Genomic DNA, 15,392 nt, shown 5'->3' with positions numbered 1-15,392 from the left:
GGCTGCCGCGGATCACCGTGTGTCGGCCGCGAAGGGCCGCGAGAATGCGTGAGGGTCGCGGCTCGATTCGTGCCGCGCGGCGCCCACGCTCGTTGACACTGACGGGCGCCGGACGCGCCGCCGGATCGGGCGCCCCGGTCGAAGGGCCGAAGGAGCACAACCAATGGGCGAGGGGTACGCATGACTGACACCGGCCAGGTCCCGGACGAGGGACAGCCGGAGAACGCAGGCATGGTGGAGCAGCCGGGCGACCCCGCTGCCGGCTCCTACGCCTACCTGGGCCCCTCCGAGAGTGCTCCCGAGGACGACGACCTTCTGCTGATGCCGAGTTCACAGGGCGCGTGGGGCGATCCGCAGCCGGCGCCTCCGGCCGAGCCGTTCACGCCCGTGACTCATGCCGTGCCCGAGCCCGTTGCCGCCGCGCAGCTCCCGCAGCAGTTGGGGCAGGCCGAATTCGCGCCGCAGCAGGCGCAGTCGCAGCTCGCGACGTACTCGCAGCCGGAGCCGGGACCGGCCCCTGTGCCGCAGCCCGATCCGCTCGGGCACGGTGAGGTGTCGTACCAGCCCCAGACGCCGCCGGAGTTCCAGCCGGTGCCCGGCCCCGAGGGCCTGCCGGAGTATCCGGCGCCGGACCTGGCCCATATGCAGGTGCAGCCGCCGCAGTCCGCGGCGCGGCAGGCCGAGTTCGCGGTGGCGCCGGAGACGTACGCGCCGGTGGCGGCCCCGGTGGAGCCCCAGGTTCCGGAGGCCGTGGCGCAACCGGCCCCGGAGTTGGCCCAGGAGGCCGTCCGGGAGGCTGCCGAAGCCCCGGCGCCGCAGACGGCGGAAGCGCCCGCGCCCGCGGCGGCGCCCGTGACCGAACCGGGCGCGCACGAAACCGGTGGCCGCGACTCGGGCTCGGTCGACCTCGGGGCCGTACGGGTCCCGACCGCCACGCCCACACCGACGCCGCCCCCCGCGCGCCGGCCGCTGCACATGGGCCCCCCGATGCCCGACTCCACGGGTGGCGTGGTGCGTTCACTCGCCGACCGTGGTCCTACGAGCACGCCGCCGCACCCCGTACGCGTACGGGCCCAGGGGCCGCCGACGGCCGGGCCCGAGTATCTGGACATCCCGCGCGAGGAGGCCGAGGTGCTGCCGGGGCCGCAGCTCGGTGCGATTCCCGTGCAGGGCGCGGACCCGTGGGCCTCGCTGCCGCCGCAGTCCGAGACGCCGGTGGCGGAGGCCGCGGTCGCGGTCGCCGAACCGCAGGTGGTGGCGGAGGAAGCCGTCCCCGAGCCTTCCGCAGAAACGGTCGTCCCGGATGCCGGACCGGAGTTCGCCCCGGAGCCGGTGGTGGAGCCGGAGCCTGTGCCGGTTCAGGAAGTCGCGCCGGAGCCCGAGCCGGAGCCTGGGCCCGAACCGGTGCTCGACGTGGTCGCCGAGCCGACTCCCGAGCCGACCCCCGAACCGACTCCCGAGCCGGTGGCCGAGGAGCTTGTGGCGGAGCCCGCGCCCGAGCCCGTCCCCGAACCGGTCCCCGACCCCGTCGTCGTGGCCGAGTCCCCGGTCGTCGAGCCGGCCGAGGCCGAGGAGACGCGCGAGCCGATAGCGCTGCCCGGCGCGGCCCCCGCCCCGCCGGCCCCTGCCCCCGCCGAGCCGTCGCCGACCGCCGAGACCCGGCCCGAGCCGGAGGCCGCACCGGGGGAACCCGCGCCCGCGCCCACGCCCGAACCGGAGCCCGTACCGGTCGCGGCGGTGGAGGCGCCCGCCCCGGAGCCGGCACCGGAGCCCGCACCGGCCCCGGCACCCGAGCCGGTGGCCACAGCGGTCCCCGTCGCGGCCCCAACTCCCGTGCCCGACGCCGAGCCCGTGCCCCCGGCCGTCGCCGACGACGCGTCACCCCCCGCCCCCGGCTACGACGACGCCGAGCGCGAGGCCGTTCTCCGCGTCATGCGCGAACGCCGCGACATCCGCAACGGCTTCCGCTCCGACCCGATCCCGCACGAGGTGCTGCTGCGCGTCCTCGAAGCCGCGCACACCGCCCCCAGCGTCGGCCACTCGCAGCCCTGGGACTTCGTCGTCATCCGTTCCGCCGAGACCCGGCAGACCATGCACGAACTGGCCCAGCGCCAGCGCGACGCCTTCGCCAAGTCGCTCCCCAAGGGCCGGGCCAAGCAGTTCAAGGAACTGAAGATCGAGGCCATCCTCGACACCCCGGTGAACATCGTCGTCACCGCCGACCCCACGCGCGGCGGCAGGCACACCCTCGGCCGCCACACGCAGCCGCAGATGGCGCCGTACTCCTCCGCCCTCGCCGTCGAGAACCTGTGGCTCGCCGCCCGCGCCGAAGGACTCGGCGTCGGCTGGGTCAGCTTCTTCGACGAGCGCGAGATGGTCCGCGCGCTCGGCCTCCCCGAACACCTGGACGTCGTGGCGTATCTCTGCGTCGGGTACGTCGACGAGTTCCCGGAGGAGCCCGAACTGACGCAGGCGGGCTGGTCCAAGCGCCGCCCGCTCTCCTGGGTCGTCCACGAGGAGACGTACGGCCGCCGGGCTCTGCCCGGTGAGGAGCCGCACGACCTCCTCAAGGAGACCATCGCCGGCATCCGCCCGCTCGACGCCAAGGCCCTCGGCGAGGCGTGGGAGCGGCAGAAGCGGATGACGAAGCCCGCCGGGGCGCTCGGCATGCTGGAGATCATCTCCGCGCAGCTCAGCGGTCTGTCCCGGATGTGCCCGCCGCCGATCCCGGAGCCCGCCGCCGTCGCGGTCTTCGCGGGTGACCACGGCGTGCACGCGCAGGGCGTCACCCACTGGCCCCAGGAGGTGACGGCGCAGATGGTCGCCAACTTCCTCGGCGGCGGCGCCGTCTGCAACGCCTTCGCGAACCAGGTCGGCGCCGAGGTCTGTGTGATCGACGTCGGCGTCGCGAGCGAACTGCCCGCCACACCCGGCCTGTTGCCCCGTAAGGTCCGCTCGGGCACGGCCGACTTCACGACCGGCCCCGCGCTGACCCGCGAAGAGGTGCTGGCCGCGATCGACGTCGGCATCGAGACCGCCCGCGATCTGGTGGCGGCAGGCAACAAGGGCCTGCTCACCGGCGAGATGGGCATCGCCAACACCACCGCCTGCGCGGCGCTGATCTCGGTCTACACGGACCTGGACCCGGCCGAGGTCACCGGACGCGGCACAGGCATCAACGACGAGACGCACGCGCGCAAGATCGACGTCGTCCGACGCGGCCTCGAACTCCACCGCCCCGACCCCGCCGACCCCATCGGCGTCCTCGCGGCCTTCGGCGGCCTGGAGCAGGCGGCGCTCGTCGGCTTCCTGCTGGGCGGCGCGTCGCTGCGTACGCCGGTCATCCTCGACGGCGTGAGCGCGGGAGCGGCGGCCCTCGTCGCACGCGCCATCGCCCCCGAGGCACTGGCCGCCTGCATCGCGGGCCACCGCAGCGCCGAACCGGGCCATGTGGCCGCGCTCAACAAGCTGGGCCTGCGCCCCCTGGTCGACCTGGACCTGCGACTGGGCGAGGGCACGGGCGCCCTGCTGGCCCTCCCGGTGGTCCAGAGCGCGGCACGGGCGATGCACGAGGTGGCGACGTTCGACTCGGCGGGAGTCACGGAGAAGTAGCCGCAACCCGCCCCTCGTGCGCAGCACCATCCAGCCGCTCCGGCGTTTGAGAAGCGGGGTCCGGGGCGGAGCCCCGAAATCCAGCCCGCCCGGCGTTTGAGGGCACGGCCGAAGGCCGTACGGGGCCCGGGGCGCAGCCCCGGTTTCGGGAAGGGGCGGGTAGGGGAAAGCCCGGCCCCCGGCCACCCCGGGCCACCCCCACCCCTAAGCTGGAACCGCTTCCCACCAGCCCCTTCACCACCCCGCACCACCCCAGAGGAGCCGCAGCGCATGGCCGAGCACCCCGCCTACCCCGTCGGCCTCCGCCTGGCCGGGCGCCGCGTCGTCGTCATCGGGGGAGGGCAGGTCGCCCAGCGCCGCCTGTCGGCACTCATCGCGACCGGCGCCGACATCCTGCTCGTGTCACCGTCCGCGACCCCGTCCGTCGAAGCCATGGCCGACGCCGGCGAACTGCGCTGGGAACGCCGCCCGTACGCCGACGGAGACCTGAGCGACGCCTGGTACGTCCTGGTCGCCTCCAGCGACACCGAGGCGAACACCCGTGCCTCCGCCGAGGCCGAGCGGAACAGGACCTGGTGCGTACGGAGCGACGACGCCGGGGCCGCCACCGCCTGGACCCCGGCCACCGGCCGCAGCGAGGGCGTCACCGTCGCGGTCCTCACCGGGCGCGACCCGCGCCGCTCCGCCGGCGTACGTGACGCCATCGTCGAGGGCCTGCGCGACGGCACCCTCGCCGCCCCCCGCCACCGCACCCGGACCCCCGGCGTCGCCCTCGTCGGCGGCGGCCCCGGCGATCCCGAGCTGATCACCGTCCGGGGCCGGCGCCTCCTCGCCGAGGCCGACGTCGTCATCGCCGACCGCCTCGGCCCGCGCGACCTCCTCGACGAACTCCCGCCGCACGTCGAGGTGATCGACGCGGCGAAGATCCCGTACGGCCGCTACATGGCCCAGGAGGCGATCAACAACGCGCTGATCGAGCACGCCAAGGCGGGCAAGGCCGTCGTACGGCTCAAGGGCGGCGACCCCTTCGTCTTCGGCCGTGGCATGGAGGAGGCCCAGGCACTCGCCGACGCGGGCATCGCCTGCACCGTCGTCCCCGGCATCTCCAGCTCCATCAGCGTCCCGGGCGCGGCGGGCATCCCCGTCACCCACCGGGGCGTGGCACACGAGTTCACGGTGGTCAGCGGCCATGTCGCCCCCGACGACCCGCGCTCCCTGGTCGACTGGCCGGCGCTCGCCCGGCTGCGCGGCACACTCGTCCTGCTGATGGCCGTCGACAAGATCGGCACCATCGCCCTGACCCTCATCGCCCACGGCAAGTCGCCGTCCACCCCCGTGGCGCTGATCCAGGAAGGCACCACGGCGACCCAGCGCCGCGTCGACGCGACACTCGAAACGGCCGCCGAGGCCGTCGGCGCGCAGGACGTACGGCCCCCGGCCGTCATCGTCATCGGCGACGTGGTCTCGGTCGGCCCCGACCGGGGCACCGGCGGCGGGACCGGCCGTGGCTGAGACCGTCACCGTCGAAGCGTCCCCCGACGGCTCCGCCGACCCCCGCCTCGCCGACTACACCGACCTCACCGACGTCGAACTGCGCCGCCGCCGCGAGCCCGCCGAAGGCTTGTTCATCGCCGAGGGCGAGAAGGTCATCCGCCGCGCCGTGGCGGCCGGTTACGAGATGCGCTCCATGCTCCTGACGGCCAAGTGGACCGACGTCATGCGCGACGTCATCGACGAGACCACCGCACCCGTCTACCAAGTGGCACCGGACCTGGCCGAACGCGTCACCGGCTACCACGTCCACCGCGGCGCGCTCGCCTCCATGCACCGCAAGCCCCTGCCGCCCCCCGCCGATCTCCTGCGCACGGCACGCCGCGCCGTCGTCTTCGAGGACATGGTCGACCACGCCAACCTCGGGGCCGCCTTCCGTAACGCGGCGGCGCTCGGCGTCGACGCGGTGCTCCTCACCCCGCGCTGCGCCGACCCGCTCTACCGGCGGGCCGTGAAGGTCTCGATGGGCGCCGTCCTCCAGGTCCCCTGGACCCGGCTGGACTCCTGGCCGCACGACGCGGGCCTGCTGAGCGAGGCGGGATTCGTCACCGCCGCCCTCTGTCTGGACGAGAAGTCGATCACCCTCGACGAACTCGCCGAGCGGCGTCACGACAGGCTCGCGCTCCTCTTCGGTACGGAGGGCGACGGACTGACGGCCGGCGCGCTCGCCGCCGCCGACCTGCGGGTGAGCATCCCGATGGACGCCGGGGTGGACTCCCTCAACGTGGCCGCCACCTCGGCCGTCGCCTTCTACATGACGCGGCCCCGAGGCTGATCCGGCCTACAACTGCTGCGCCGCCGCGATCCCCAGCGCGACCACCAGCGTCACCACCACGAAGACGATCAGCCGCTGGCGCAGCAGCCGGGGATTGGCCGGCCTGCGTCCGCCGCGGCCACCCGACGTCGTACGCGCCCCGGGCCTGGTGCCCTGCCGGCCGCCGGTACGTGAGCCGGTACGGGAGGAGCCCTCGCGGGGCCTCGGTGGACGCCCGCCGCCCGTGCGCGGCGCCGAACCACGCGAGCCGTGCGCACGGGAGTCGTGCCCGCCCGCCGTACGCCCCTGTGTGGACCGTTCCGACCGCTCGGGGCGGTCCGTCCGCTCCTGCCGCTCGATCCGCTCCGGCCGCTCCGTGCGCTCGGTCCGCTGCGGCATCCGCGCCGTACGCTCCGGAATCCGGCCCGTCGGCACGTCCTGCCCGCTTCGCTCCCGCTGCGCCGGCGGCCGGCCGTCCGGCAGCCCCTGGGCCTCCCGCGCCGCGATCTCCTTGAGCCGCATCGACAGCTGGAGCGTGCTCGGCCGCTCCTCGGGGTCCTTCGCCAGACAGGCCCGCACCAGCGGCGCCAGCGCGTCCGGCACCCCGTACAGCTGCGCCTCCTCGTGCACCACCCGGTAGAGCATGACTTCCGAACTGCCGTGCCCGAAGGGCGAGTCGGCCGTCGCGGCGTACGCCAGCGTCGCGCCGAGCGCGAAGACGTCGGTCGACGGGGTCACCGCCGCGCCGCGCACCTGCTCGGGCGCGAGGAAGCCGGGCGACCCCACCGCCGTACCGACGTGTGTGAGCGTGCTCGCCCCGGTCGCCCAGGCGATCCCGAAGTCGATGATGCGCGGGCCCTTGGGGGAGAGCAGGATGTTCGACGGCTTCAGATCGCGATGGACGACCCCGGCCTCGTGCACCGCGAGGAGACCCTCGGAGAGCGCGGCTCCTACGGAGGCGACCTCGGCGGCGGACAGCGGCCCGTCCTCGGCGACCTTGTCGTGCAGCGAGGGCCCGGGTACGTACTGGGTGGCGAACCACGGCCGGTCCGCGTCGAGATCGGCGGCCACCAGCCGGGCCGTACAGCCCCCGCGGATCCGCCGGGCCGCCGAGACCTCGCGGGCGAACCGGGAGCGGAACTCCTGGTCCTCGGCGAGGTCGGGCCTGATCACCTTCAGCGCGACCCGCTGGCCACGCCGGTCGGAACCCAGGTAGACGACCCCCATGCCGCCCTGGCCCAGCCGCCGGTGAATTCTGAACGAACCGACGACACGCGGGTCCTCGCGCCGGAGCCGCATCATCGCCATGTCCATCCCCGCTGCCCGGTCGTCCGTGTGACGTGGCACAGCTTACGTACCCGCGCCCCGGGGCGCTCATAGGCCGCGCCCTCCGGAACGGATCGATTGTCAGTGCCGGGTGAGAAACTTGAGGGGTGGTCAGGGGACCGCGGATCCAAGGTCCTCAGGCCCGTGCGAGATCTCAATGGTCCGTCGCAGAAGGGGGATTGGATCAATGAAGGGTGACCGCGTGGAGATAGTGGTGGACGCGGGTGACACGACACGTACGTACGAAGTCGTGGCAAGTCGGGCAGGCCGCCGGGTGGAGACGGCGGTGCGTCGAGGAGTGGTGGAAGTGAGTGAAGTCACCCGCAACGGTTCCGTGGTGCGTACGGCGCGCTTCATGGCCACCCGGGTGCTCGCTCTGGTCGAACAACCGGTGCCCAGGGAGGACCTCTCCGAGCGTCCCCTCCGGGAAGACCCGCAGGCTTAGGCCCCCCTCTCCACCCAGGGGAGTACGCGCAGGGGGTACCGGTCATCCTCCGGGAGGCCCGGCAATCGGTACGCGGGCATGACGACCCGGGCGCGGCGCCTACCTAATGTTGTTGTCAAGCGGCGGGTGCAGCACTCGTCCCCCGAGGTCAGACACTCGCCGCTGCCAGACACGACAGGAGAAGGACCATGGCCGACACGGCATCGCGAGCGATGATCCGCACGCAGGGACGCAGGGCATTCGACGCGTTCGGCGGGCGGAATTCCGGTTCGCGCCACCCCCTGGTGGCGACAGCCATGGTTCTCCCTCTCGCGGCCCTGCTGGTCGTCGTATTCGGCGGCTGGGAAGCAGTGGTCACACAAGCGTCGTCCGTGGGCGTGATGCTGGGGCGCTGAGCGGCGCCCCAGGTTCGGGAGAGCGGCCCGAACCACAGACATCCGGCCAACAACCCCGTGGGGACGGGGGTGCGGCGGACGGCAGCGTTTGGCCGGTCAGCTGGGGAGCTGACCGGCCATCGCGCTGTCCGGACCCGTTTCAGTCCCTCATCCAGCAGGCGCACCTCATTCACCAGGCTTACGAGAGCTACGAGAGTGACGAGACCTACGCGCCATACGAAGCCCGCGTAGGCTCCCGGCGGGAACACACCGCACCGGGGGACACCACCGTGACCGCATCCGCCTCCACCACCACGGCCGTCGTACGCGCACTCACCGCCGCCGCCCGTCGCGCCGCCCACCCGGAGGCCGCCGACCCGACCGCGGGATCTCCCTGCCGCGCCTGCGGACGCGACGAGACCGTGCTCGCCGACCGGTCCGACGGTGTGGTCGTACGACACGGGGCCGCGGTCGCCAAGGCCCACGCGCCCGCCACCGACCCGGCCGGACACCGCGCCCGGCTCTCCGTCGCCGCGCATCCGCTGCTCGCCGGCATCCTGCTGCCCCCGCTCCCGGCGACCACGGCCACGAACCCGACCTCCGCCCCGCACGTCGAGGGCCGGCCCGTCACCGCCTGGCCGTACGGCACCCCCGTCGACCCCGACCGCCCCGACGACGCGCCCTGGGAAGCGGCGGCGACCCTGCTGGCGCGGCTGCACGCCGTACCGCCCGCCGCCCTCGCGCCGCCGGCCGTTCCCCCCATGCGCGGCCCGCTCAAGGCCGCCCGGGCCCTCGCCCGGATGCGGGCCGCCGGGCGCCACCCGGCCGCCCCCGACGTGGAACGCGCCTGGGCCGGCCTGCCCGCCTGGGCCAGGGACGAGGTGCCCGCACCCGCCGGCGGGCTGCTGTGCCACGGGGACCTCCACCTCGGGCAGCTCGTGAGGCATCCCGTACCGGACGGCCCGTGGCTGCTGATCGACGTGGACGACCTCGGACTCGGCGACGCCGCCTGGGACTTGGCCCGCCCCGCGGCCTGGTACGCCGCCGGACTGCTGGCCCCCGAGGAGTGGCACCGGTTCCTCGGCGCCTACCGCTCGGCGGGCGGTCCCGCCGTACCGGCCGACGGCGACCCCTGGCCCCGGCTCGATGTCGCCGCCCGCGCCCTCACCGTCCAGACGGCGGCCCTGGCCGTCGCCAAGTCGACCGAGCAGGGCCGTGAACCGGACGAGGTGGAGGAGACGATGATCGAGACCTGTGCCCGAATTGCCGCACTCCCGGCGAAGTTGGCGGCCGGACCCTCGTCGTAAGGTGAACCGACCGTCGCCGGGAGGCATTCCGGCGATGCCGACCGAACGGCGAGGAGCTGACCCGACCCATGCAGTGCCCCAAGTGTCATGCAGCGATGCACACGTACAACCGCAACGGTGTCCAGATAGAGCAGTGCAGCGGTTGCCGGGGGATCTTCCTCGACTACGGCGAGCTGGAGTCCCTCACCCGCCTCGAGGCGCAGTGGGGGCAGCAGGCCCCGCCCCCGCCCGCGGCCCCCGGTGGCTACCCCGCCCAGGGGGCTCCCGGCTATCCCGCGCAGGCGGCGCCGGCTCCCGCGTGGGGCGCGCCGCACGGCGGTCACCACGGCGGTCACCACGGTGGCCACCGTCAGAAGGGCTTCGGCCGGATGCTTTTCTCCTCCTGAACCGGCCCCGCACACGACGAAGCCCCCGGCCACAAGGCCGGGGGCTTCGGACGGTGCGCGATACTGGGATTGAACCAGTGACCTCTTCCGTGTCAGGGAAGCGCTCTCCCGCTGAGCTAATCGCGCAGGGTGACCCCGCGTGTACTGCGTGCGCGATACTGGGATTGAACCAGTGACCTCTTCCGTGTCAGGGAAGCGCTCTCCCGCTGAGCTAATCGCGCGGGAATCCAAGTGGATCCAGTGGACGATACTGGGATTGAACCAGTGACCTCTTCCGTGTCAGGGAAGCGCTCTCCCGCTGAGCTAATCGTCCTTGGAGGTGGAGACGGGATTTGAACCCGTGTAGACGGCTTTGCAGGCCGTTGCCTCGCCTCTCGGCCACTCCACCAGGAGTACGGGGGACGGGAATTGATCCCCCCACTCGAGCGGACGACCAGGTTCGAACTGGCGACCTCAACCTTGGCAAGGTTGCGCTCTACCAACTGAGCTACGTCCGCGTGCCGTTTCCCGGGCCATCCTGCGCGGTCCGGCGACGTGGTGAACTCTAGCGGATTACGGGGCCAGTACAAAAACGCGTTTGTGCAGCGTGCTGCCGTGCGTTCACGCTGCGGCACCTCCACGGCGCCGTCGCGACACGTTCGCGGTGCGTCTCGTCACCCGCCCTAGACTCGGCACCGTGTACAACCTCCCTCCGCTGGCCCGCTTCGGTGATCTCGTCGCCACCGATCTGCGCGATGTCACCCGTGACCCGGAAGCCCTCGACTCCGTCGGCTTCTGGGCCGTGGCCATGGACTTCGAGGGGCGTCTCACCTGCGCCCGCTTCGGCGACGTACGCCGCGAGCCGGTGCCCGCCCCTGTGCCCGGGCGGTGGCGGGGCCCCGCGGCGGGCGACTGGGCGACGTCGCTCGACCGGGCCGCGTACGTCTCGGGCGTACGGCGCGTACGTGAACTCATCGCGGCCGGCGAGGTCTACCAGGCCAACCTCTGCCGCGTCCTGACGGCGCCGCTGCCCGACCCGGACGCCGCCGACGTCGACGCGCTGACCGCCCTCCTGGCGCGCGGCAACCCCGCCCCGTACGCCGGCACGATCCGGCTGCCCGCCCACGGCGTGGAGATCGCCACCGCGTCGCCGGAGCTGTACCTGCGGCGTACCGGCCGCACCGTGGAGTCCGGCCCCATCAAGGGCACCGGCCGGACCGCCGACGATCTGCTGGAGAAGGACCACGCCGAGAACGTGATGATCGTGGACCTCGTCCGTAACGACCTCGGCCGCGTCTGCGCCACCGGATCCGTGACTGTCCCCGCCCTCTGCGCCGTCGAGCCCCACCCCGGACTCGTCCATCTCGTGTCGCGGGTGCGCGGCGAACTCGCCGACGGCGCGGGCTGGCCGGAGCTGCTGGCCGCGACATTCCCGCCCGGATCGGTCACCGGCGCGCCGAAATCCAGCGCGCTGAGGATCATCGAGGAGCTGGAGACCGCGCCCCGCGGGCCGTACTGCGGCGCCGTCGGCTGGGTGGACGCCGACCGTGGCACCGCCGAACTGGCCGTCGGGATAAGGACGTTCTGGATCGAACGCGACCCGCCGCGTGGGCCCGTCCTGCGCTTCGGCACCGGCGCGGGCATCACCTGGGGATCCGATCCCGAGCGCGAGTGGCAGGAGACCGAACTCAAGGCGTCGCGGCTGCTGGCGGTAGCGTCGGGAGTGTACGAGGCGACGGGAAGGACGGCTGGATGATGATCTGGGTCAACGGCGGACTGCGGGCGGCCGACGCCGCGCAGGTGTCCGTGCTCGACCACGGGCTGACCGTGGGCGACGGAATCTTCGAGACGGTGAAGTCCGTCCGGGGACGGACCTTCGCCCTCACCCGGCATCTGGACCGGCTGACCCGCTCGGCGCGCGGTCTCGGACTGCCCGACCCCGACCACGACGAGGTGCGCGCCGCGTGCGCCGCCGTCCTGGACGCCAACCCGGTGGAGATGGGCCGGCTGCGGATCACGTACACCGGCGGTCTGTCGCCGCTCGGCTCGGACCGCGGCGACGCCGGCCCGACGCTGGTCGTGGCCGTCGGCGAGACGAAGCGCCGGCCCGACACCACCGCCGCGATCACCGTCCCCTGGACCCGCAACGAGCGTGGCGCGCTGACCGGGCTCAAGACCACGTCGTACGCCGAGAACGTCGTCGCCCTCGCCCGTGCCCGTGAACAGGACGCCTCCGAGGCCCTGTTCGCCAACACGGTGGGGGATCTGTGCGAGGGCACGGGCTCCAACGTCTTCGTCGTACTGGACGGACAGCTCCACACCCCGCCCGTCTCCTCGGGCTGCCTGGCCGGTATCACCCGGGCGCTCACGGTGGAGTGGGCCGGAGCCCACGAGACCCGGCTGCCGTTCGACGTGCTCGACCGGGCCGACGAGATCTTCCTGACGTCCTCGCTGCGCGACGTGCAGGCGGTCCACCGCGTCGACGGCCGTGAACTGCCCGGCGCCCCCGGTCCGGTCACGGCCAAGGCCATGCGGGTCTTCGACGAGCGCGCGGCGGCCGACCTCGATCCGTAAACCTGATGACGCGTGGCCGCGAGATGGGTACAACTCCCCTGATGACCACGACTCTGCGGCCGACCGCGCCGCTTCAGCAGACCGACGACGGCATGAAGTCGCGCAGCTACGACGTGTGCGACAACAGCCGCCCCGTGGGCGTGATCGAACTCGGCATGGACGGCGCCTTCGGCACCCCGGCGGGTGTCCTGCGCCAACTGCGGATCGACGAGGCGAACCGGCGCCGCGGCCGTGGCACGATCGCCGCGCTGGCCGCCGAGGAGGTCCTGCGCGGCTGGGGCTGCGGCCAGGTGATCGCCTCCGTCCCCGCCGGGGCCGGAGGAGTGCTGCCGCTGCTGGAGACCCTCGGCTACACCGAGCGCAGCAGGAACATGCTGAAGGACCTCGCCCCTCGGCCCCCGGCCCCGGCGCCCGGACTCGTCGGCAGACCGATGGACGAGTCGGAGTACGAGGTCTGGGAGGCGCACGCGCTCGACGGCTTCCGGCAGAGCTGGATCGACCGGGGCCTGCCGCCGGACCAGGCCCGCGCCAAGGCGGAGTCCGGCCGCCTCGAAAACCTTCCCGCCGGCCTGGCCACCCCGGACACGTGGATCGAGGTCCTGGTCCACGACGGGGCCGTCGTCGGCCATGTGTGGGTGGGCACCAGGGAGATCGCGCCCGGCGTCGTCGGCGCTTTCGTGTACGACGTGCAGGTGCTGGAGGACCAGCGCGGCAAGGGCTACGGCCGAGCGCTGATGCTGCACGCCGAGCGGATCGGCCTCGGCGCGGGTACGGACGTGCTGGGCCTGCACGTCTTCGCGGGCAACGCCCCGGCGATCGGCCTCTACGAATCCCTCGGTTACGCGACGACGCACCGCAACGTCTTCAAACCGCTTCTCTGAGCACCGCGGCCCGGCCGGGCCGCGGTCGTTCGGCGGTCAGCCCTCCGCGAGCAGCCGGTCGGCGATCTCCTCGACGCGTTCGCGCAGCCCCTCCTGGCTCTTGCCGCCGTCGAGCCGTTCGCCGCCGATGACATACGTGGGGGTGCCGGTCACACCGATCGCCTTGCCCTCCGCCTGGTCGGCGTCGACGATCAGGGTGTGCCGGCCGTCGATCAGCGCGGTGTCGAACTCTTCCTCGTCCAGGCCCAGTTGGCGGGCGACCTCGATCAGCAGCGGCTCGCCCCGGGCGTCCAGCTCCGCGTGGCGGGCCAGGACGGCCTCCGCGTACGGCCAGCCCTGGCCCTGCTCCACCGCTTCCTCGGCCGCCTGGGCGGCGGCGAAGGAGTGCCGGTGCTTGTCCAGGGGGAAGTGCCGCAGCCGTACGTCCAGCCGGTCGCCGTAGCGCGCCCGCAGCGCGCGCAGGTCCGCCAGGGCGGTGTGGCAGTCGACGCACTGCAGCTCGCACCAGACGTCGAGCACGACGGGGCCGGTGGTGGGGAAGTCACTCATGTGTTCAGTCTTCCAGGTCGCCGGGGCCGCTCCCGACCGGGACCTGGGGAGGAGGCGAACCCCGGAGATCTCCCTGAGGTCCCCCCGGACCGTGGCCTCCACCCCGCCGGGAGGTGCAGGATGGAAGGGTCGACATGTCGGCGAACACCGACACGCTCGACGAGAGTGCCCACGACCGACGACGGCGCCACGCCTGGAGGACCGGATGATTGCCGAGACCATTTGTTCCGCGGTGTCCGCTGCCGGCCTCGGGATCGCGGCGGTCACCGCGTACCGCAAGCGTTTCCTGGCGGCGACCAGGATCGCCGCCTACTCGCTGGTGCCGGTGGCGCTCGTGATGACCGGCGTGGTCCAGTGGCTCGCCGACAAGGCGTTCAGCCCGACCGCCTGGCTGGGTGTCGGGCTCCTCGGATTCTCGTGGCTGCTCTTCATGACGACACGGATGGTGGAGCGGCGCGCGGGCGTCGGGACCCGTAAGGAACGCCGGGCGGCGGCCAAGGCCGCGCAGCGCGACGCGGTCGCGCCCACCGCCTCCGCCCCCTCGCTCGGCGCGTCCGCGGCCCCCGTCGCGCAGCCGAAGGCGGCCAAGGCGAAGAAGCCCGCAGGCAAGGATTCCGGCGACGATTTCAGCGATGTCGAGGCCATCCTCAAGAAGCACGGCATCTGACCGGGAGCCTCCCGGAGGCCCGTCCGTCTCAGGGGGTGGACGTTTGCCGTGAATCTGACGAACTCGCCTGGCCGGGACGCGTGTTGGTTGTTCGGCGGACCGCCCGCTGCGTCATGATCACCCCGCGATGCTCGATACCTCACGGGGTCAAACCCCCGCACCCACCGAAGAGCCGCGCGGTTGCCTCTTCGCGCTCTCCCAGCCGCCCTTGATGATCTTCCTGGCGGTGATCGGCACCCTGCTGCTGATGGCGGCGGTCCATGATCTGTTCCTGCTGTGACGCTCAGTCGGCCGCTTCCTTGCGGCGCGCCCGGTAGGCGGCCACATGCAGCCTGTTGCCGCAGGTGCGGCTGTCGCAGTAACGGCGGGAGCGGTTGCGCGACAGGTCGACGAAGGCGTGCCCGCAGTCCGGCGCCTCGCAGCGCCTCAGCCGTTCCTGTTCGCCCGCCACCACGATGAACGCCAGTGCCATACCGCAGTCGGCGGCGAGATGGTCGGCCATCGACGCGTCCGGCGCGAAATAGTGCACATGCCAGTCGTAGCCGTCGTGGTCCGTCAGCTGCGGGGTCGTCCCGGCGGCGGCCACCAGATCGTTCAGCAGCTCCGAGGCCTCACGGGGACCGGGCGCGGCGAACACCTCGGCGAAGCGCGCACGTACGGCCTGTACGGCCCGCAGATCGCGGGGCCCGAGGTCGCCCACACCACTCACGCGGTGGGCCTGTGCGAAGCCGTACAGGGCCTCCACATCGGGAATCCCGTCCGCGCCGTCGGCCTCGGGGATCGTGTTCACGAGACTGACGACGGTCTCAAGGGCGTTGCGGGTGTCGTGGGGGATCTGCACGATTCGCTCCCTGGCCTGCTGCGGACCGGTGCCCGCCGGGTTCCGCAGATCCTAGGGGGTGTCTTGCCGATCAGGCCGGATAAGGGAGCGGGGTCTGGTGCGTGCGATCGCAAGGCGGAGGAGGGAGGCATGGCGGAGCCATGCCG

At 73.1% G+C, this 15,392-nt stretch carries 15 protein-coding genes and 5 tRNA genes; 12 read left to right on the top strand and 8 right to left on the bottom strand.

The window, feature by feature from the left end:
- The first annotated feature begins 180 nt into the window (after positions 1-180).
- From cobT to ACFUN8_RS26805, 3 genes are all read left to right on the top strand, one after another.
- On the top strand, positions 181-3,612 hold the full coding sequence (cobT, locus tag ACFUN8_RS26815) for a nicotinate-nucleotide--dimethylbenzimidazole phosphoribosyltransferase (RefSeq protein WP_383642583.1): 3,432 nt from the start codon (positions 181-183) through the stop codon (positions 3,610-3,612).
- A 270-nt stretch (positions 3,613-3,882) separates the two neighbouring features.
- Positions 3,883-5,124, top strand: a complete 1,242-nt coding sequence (gene cobA / locus ACFUN8_RS26810) for a uroporphyrinogen-III C-methyltransferase (RefSeq protein WP_383642581.1) — start codon at positions 3,883-3,885, stop codon at positions 5,122-5,124.
- Positions 5,117-5,938, top strand: coding sequence for a TrmH family RNA methyltransferase (locus ACFUN8_RS26805; RefSeq protein WP_383642578.1), 822 nt, complete (start codon positions 5,117-5,119; stop codon positions 5,936-5,938). The genes cobA and ACFUN8_RS26805 overlap by 8 nt, the downstream gene beginning before the upstream one ends.
- A 6-nt stretch (positions 5,939-5,944) precedes the next feature.
- Here the strand turns inward: ACFUN8_RS26805 and ACFUN8_RS26800 are convergent, their stop codons facing one another.
- On the bottom strand, positions 5,945-7,225 hold the full coding sequence (locus ACFUN8_RS26800; protein ID WP_383642624.1) for a protein kinase: 1,281 nt from the start codon (positions 7,223-7,225) through the stop codon (positions 5,945-5,947).
- Positions 7,226-7,430: 205 nt separating this feature from the next.
- Between ACFUN8_RS26800 and ACFUN8_RS26795 the strand changes: the two genes are divergently transcribed.
- The 4 genes from ACFUN8_RS26795 (at position 7,431) to ACFUN8_RS26780 (ending at position 9,755) form a co-directional block, all read left to right on the top strand.
- Positions 7,431-7,688 (top strand): hypothetical protein, encoded by a 258-nt coding sequence (locus ACFUN8_RS26795; protein ID WP_078494403.1) that lies wholly within the window; start codon positions 7,431-7,433, stop codon positions 7,686-7,688.
- A gap of 188 nt (positions 7,689-7,876) precedes the next feature.
- Positions 7,877-8,083, top strand: a complete 207-nt coding sequence (locus ACFUN8_RS26790) for a hypothetical protein (RefSeq protein ID WP_382570012.1) — start codon at positions 7,877-7,879, stop codon at positions 8,081-8,083.
- 269 nt (positions 8,084-8,352) lie between these two features.
- On the top strand, positions 8,353-9,369 hold the full coding sequence (locus tag ACFUN8_RS26785; RefSeq protein WP_383642575.1) for a phosphotransferase family protein: 1,017 nt from the start codon (positions 8,353-8,355) through the stop codon (positions 9,367-9,369).
- 68 nt (positions 9,370-9,437) lie between these two features.
- Positions 9,438-9,755, top strand: a complete 318-nt coding sequence (locus ACFUN8_RS26780; protein ID WP_382570008.1) for a zf-TFIIB domain-containing protein — start codon at positions 9,438-9,440, stop codon at positions 9,753-9,755.
- Between the two features lie 54 nt (positions 9,756-9,809).
- Here ACFUN8_RS26780 and ACFUN8_RS26775 read toward each other — a convergent pair.
- The 5 genes from ACFUN8_RS26775 to ACFUN8_RS26755 form a co-directional block, all read right to left on the bottom strand.
- Positions 9,810-9,881, bottom strand: a tRNA-Val gene (locus tag ACFUN8_RS26775).
- Positions 9,882-9,904: 23 nt separating this feature from the next.
- Positions 9,905-9,976, bottom strand: a tRNA-Val gene (locus ACFUN8_RS26770).
- Positions 9,977-9,996: 20 nt separating this feature from the next.
- Positions 9,997-10,068: transfer RNA gene (locus ACFUN8_RS26765), tRNA-Val, on the bottom strand.
- Between the two features lies 1 nt (position 10,069).
- Positions 10,070-10,143: transfer RNA gene (locus tag ACFUN8_RS26760), tRNA-Cys, on the bottom strand.
- A 36-nt stretch (positions 10,144-10,179) separates the two neighbouring features.
- Positions 10,180-10,252 (bottom strand) — tRNA-Gly (locus ACFUN8_RS26755).
- 179 nt (positions 10,253-10,431) lie between these two features.
- On the opposite strand from ACFUN8_RS26755, the gene ACFUN8_RS26750 reads away from it, so the two are divergent.
- The 3 genes from ACFUN8_RS26750 to ACFUN8_RS26740 are packed head-to-tail and all read left to right on the top strand — an operon-like array spanning position 10,432 to position 13,189.
- Positions 10,432-11,490: a chorismate-binding protein gene (locus ACFUN8_RS26750; RefSeq protein ID WP_383642571.1), complete on the top strand. Its 1,059-nt coding sequence runs from the start codon at positions 10,432-10,434 to the stop codon at positions 11,488-11,490.
- Positions 11,487-12,308: an aminotransferase class IV gene (locus ACFUN8_RS26745; protein WP_383642568.1), complete on the top strand. Its 822-nt coding sequence runs from the start codon at positions 11,487-11,489 to the stop codon at positions 12,306-12,308. The genes ACFUN8_RS26750 and ACFUN8_RS26745 overlap by 4 nt, the downstream gene beginning before the upstream one ends.
- A 41-nt stretch (positions 12,309-12,349) precedes the next feature.
- On the top strand, positions 12,350-13,189 hold the full coding sequence (locus ACFUN8_RS26740; protein WP_383642565.1) for a GNAT family N-acetyltransferase: 840 nt from the start codon (positions 12,350-12,352) through the stop codon (positions 13,187-13,189).
- A gap of 36 nt (positions 13,190-13,225) precedes the next feature.
- On the opposite strand, the gene ACFUN8_RS26735 is transcribed toward ACFUN8_RS26740, so the two are convergent.
- On the bottom strand, positions 13,226-13,738 hold the full coding sequence (locus ACFUN8_RS26735; protein ID WP_383642563.1) for a DsbA family protein: 513 nt from the start codon (positions 13,736-13,738) through the stop codon (positions 13,226-13,228).
- A gap of 205 nt (positions 13,739-13,943) precedes the next feature.
- Between ACFUN8_RS26735 and ACFUN8_RS26730 the strand changes: the two genes are divergently transcribed.
- The gene (locus ACFUN8_RS26730; RefSeq protein ID WP_383642560.1) at positions 13,944-14,405 is read left to right on the top strand and encodes a hypothetical protein; all 462 of its coding nucleotides are present in this window, start codon (positions 13,944-13,946) and stop codon (positions 14,403-14,405) included.
- A gap of 127 nt (positions 14,406-14,532) precedes the next feature.
- Positions 14,533-14,685: a hypothetical protein gene (locus tag ACFUN8_RS26725; RefSeq protein WP_382569990.1), complete on the top strand. Its 153-nt coding sequence runs from the start codon at positions 14,533-14,535 to the stop codon at positions 14,683-14,685.
- 3 nt (positions 14,686-14,688) lie between these two features.
- Here the strand turns inward: ACFUN8_RS26725 and ACFUN8_RS26720 are convergent, their stop codons facing one another.
- A complete protein-coding gene (locus ACFUN8_RS26720) occupies positions 14,689-15,246 on the bottom strand; it encodes a CGNR zinc finger domain-containing protein (RefSeq protein WP_383642557.1) in 558 nt (185 codons plus the stop codon).
- Positions 15,247-15,392 lie beyond the last annotated feature (146 nt).

The organism is Streptomyces sp. NPDC057307, assembly GCF_042667665.1.
GTDB lineage: Bacteria > Actinomycetota > Actinomycetes > Streptomycetales > Streptomycetaceae > Streptomyces.
Note: the sequence above shows the minus strand (reverse complement) of the source record. Positions and strands in the feature narration are given on the sequence as shown.

Coding starts and splice junctions, on each gene's coding strand:
- cobT (WP_383642583.1), top strand. CDS start 181: ATGACTGACACCGGCCAGGTCCCGGACGAGGGACAGCCGGAGAACGCA.
- cobA (WP_383642581.1), top strand. CDS start 3,883: ATGGCCGAGCACCCCGCCTACCCCGTCGGCCTCCGCCTGGCCGGGCGC.
- ACFUN8_RS26800 (WP_383642624.1), bottom strand. CDS start 7,225: ATGGCGATGATGCGGCTCCGGCGCGAGGACCCGCGTGTCGTCGGTTCG.
- ACFUN8_RS26795 (WP_078494403.1), top strand. CDS start 7,431: ATGAAGGGTGACCGCGTGGAGATAGTGGTGGACGCGGGTGACACGACA.
- ACFUN8_RS26790 (WP_382570012.1), top strand. CDS start 7,877: ATGGCCGACACGGCATCGCGAGCGATGATCCGCACGCAGGGACGCAGG.
- ACFUN8_RS26780 (WP_382570008.1), top strand. CDS start 9,438: ATGCAGTGCCCCAAGTGTCATGCAGCGATGCACACGTACAACCGCAAC.
- ACFUN8_RS26745 (WP_383642568.1), top strand. CDS start 11,487: ATGATGATCTGGGTCAACGGCGGACTGCGGGCGGCCGACGCCGCGCAG.
- ACFUN8_RS26740 (WP_383642565.1), top strand. CDS start 12,350: ATGACCACGACTCTGCGGCCGACCGCGCCGCTTCAGCAGACCGACGAC.
- ACFUN8_RS26735 (WP_383642563.1), bottom strand. CDS start 13,738: ATGAGTGACTTCCCCACCACCGGCCCCGTCGTGCTCGACGTCTGGTGC.
- ACFUN8_RS26730 (WP_383642560.1), top strand. CDS start 13,944: ATGATTGCCGAGACCATTTGTTCCGCGGTGTCCGCTGCCGGCCTCGGG.
- ACFUN8_RS26725 (WP_382569990.1), top strand. CDS start 14,533: ATGCTCGATACCTCACGGGGTCAAACCCCCGCACCCACCGAAGAGCCG.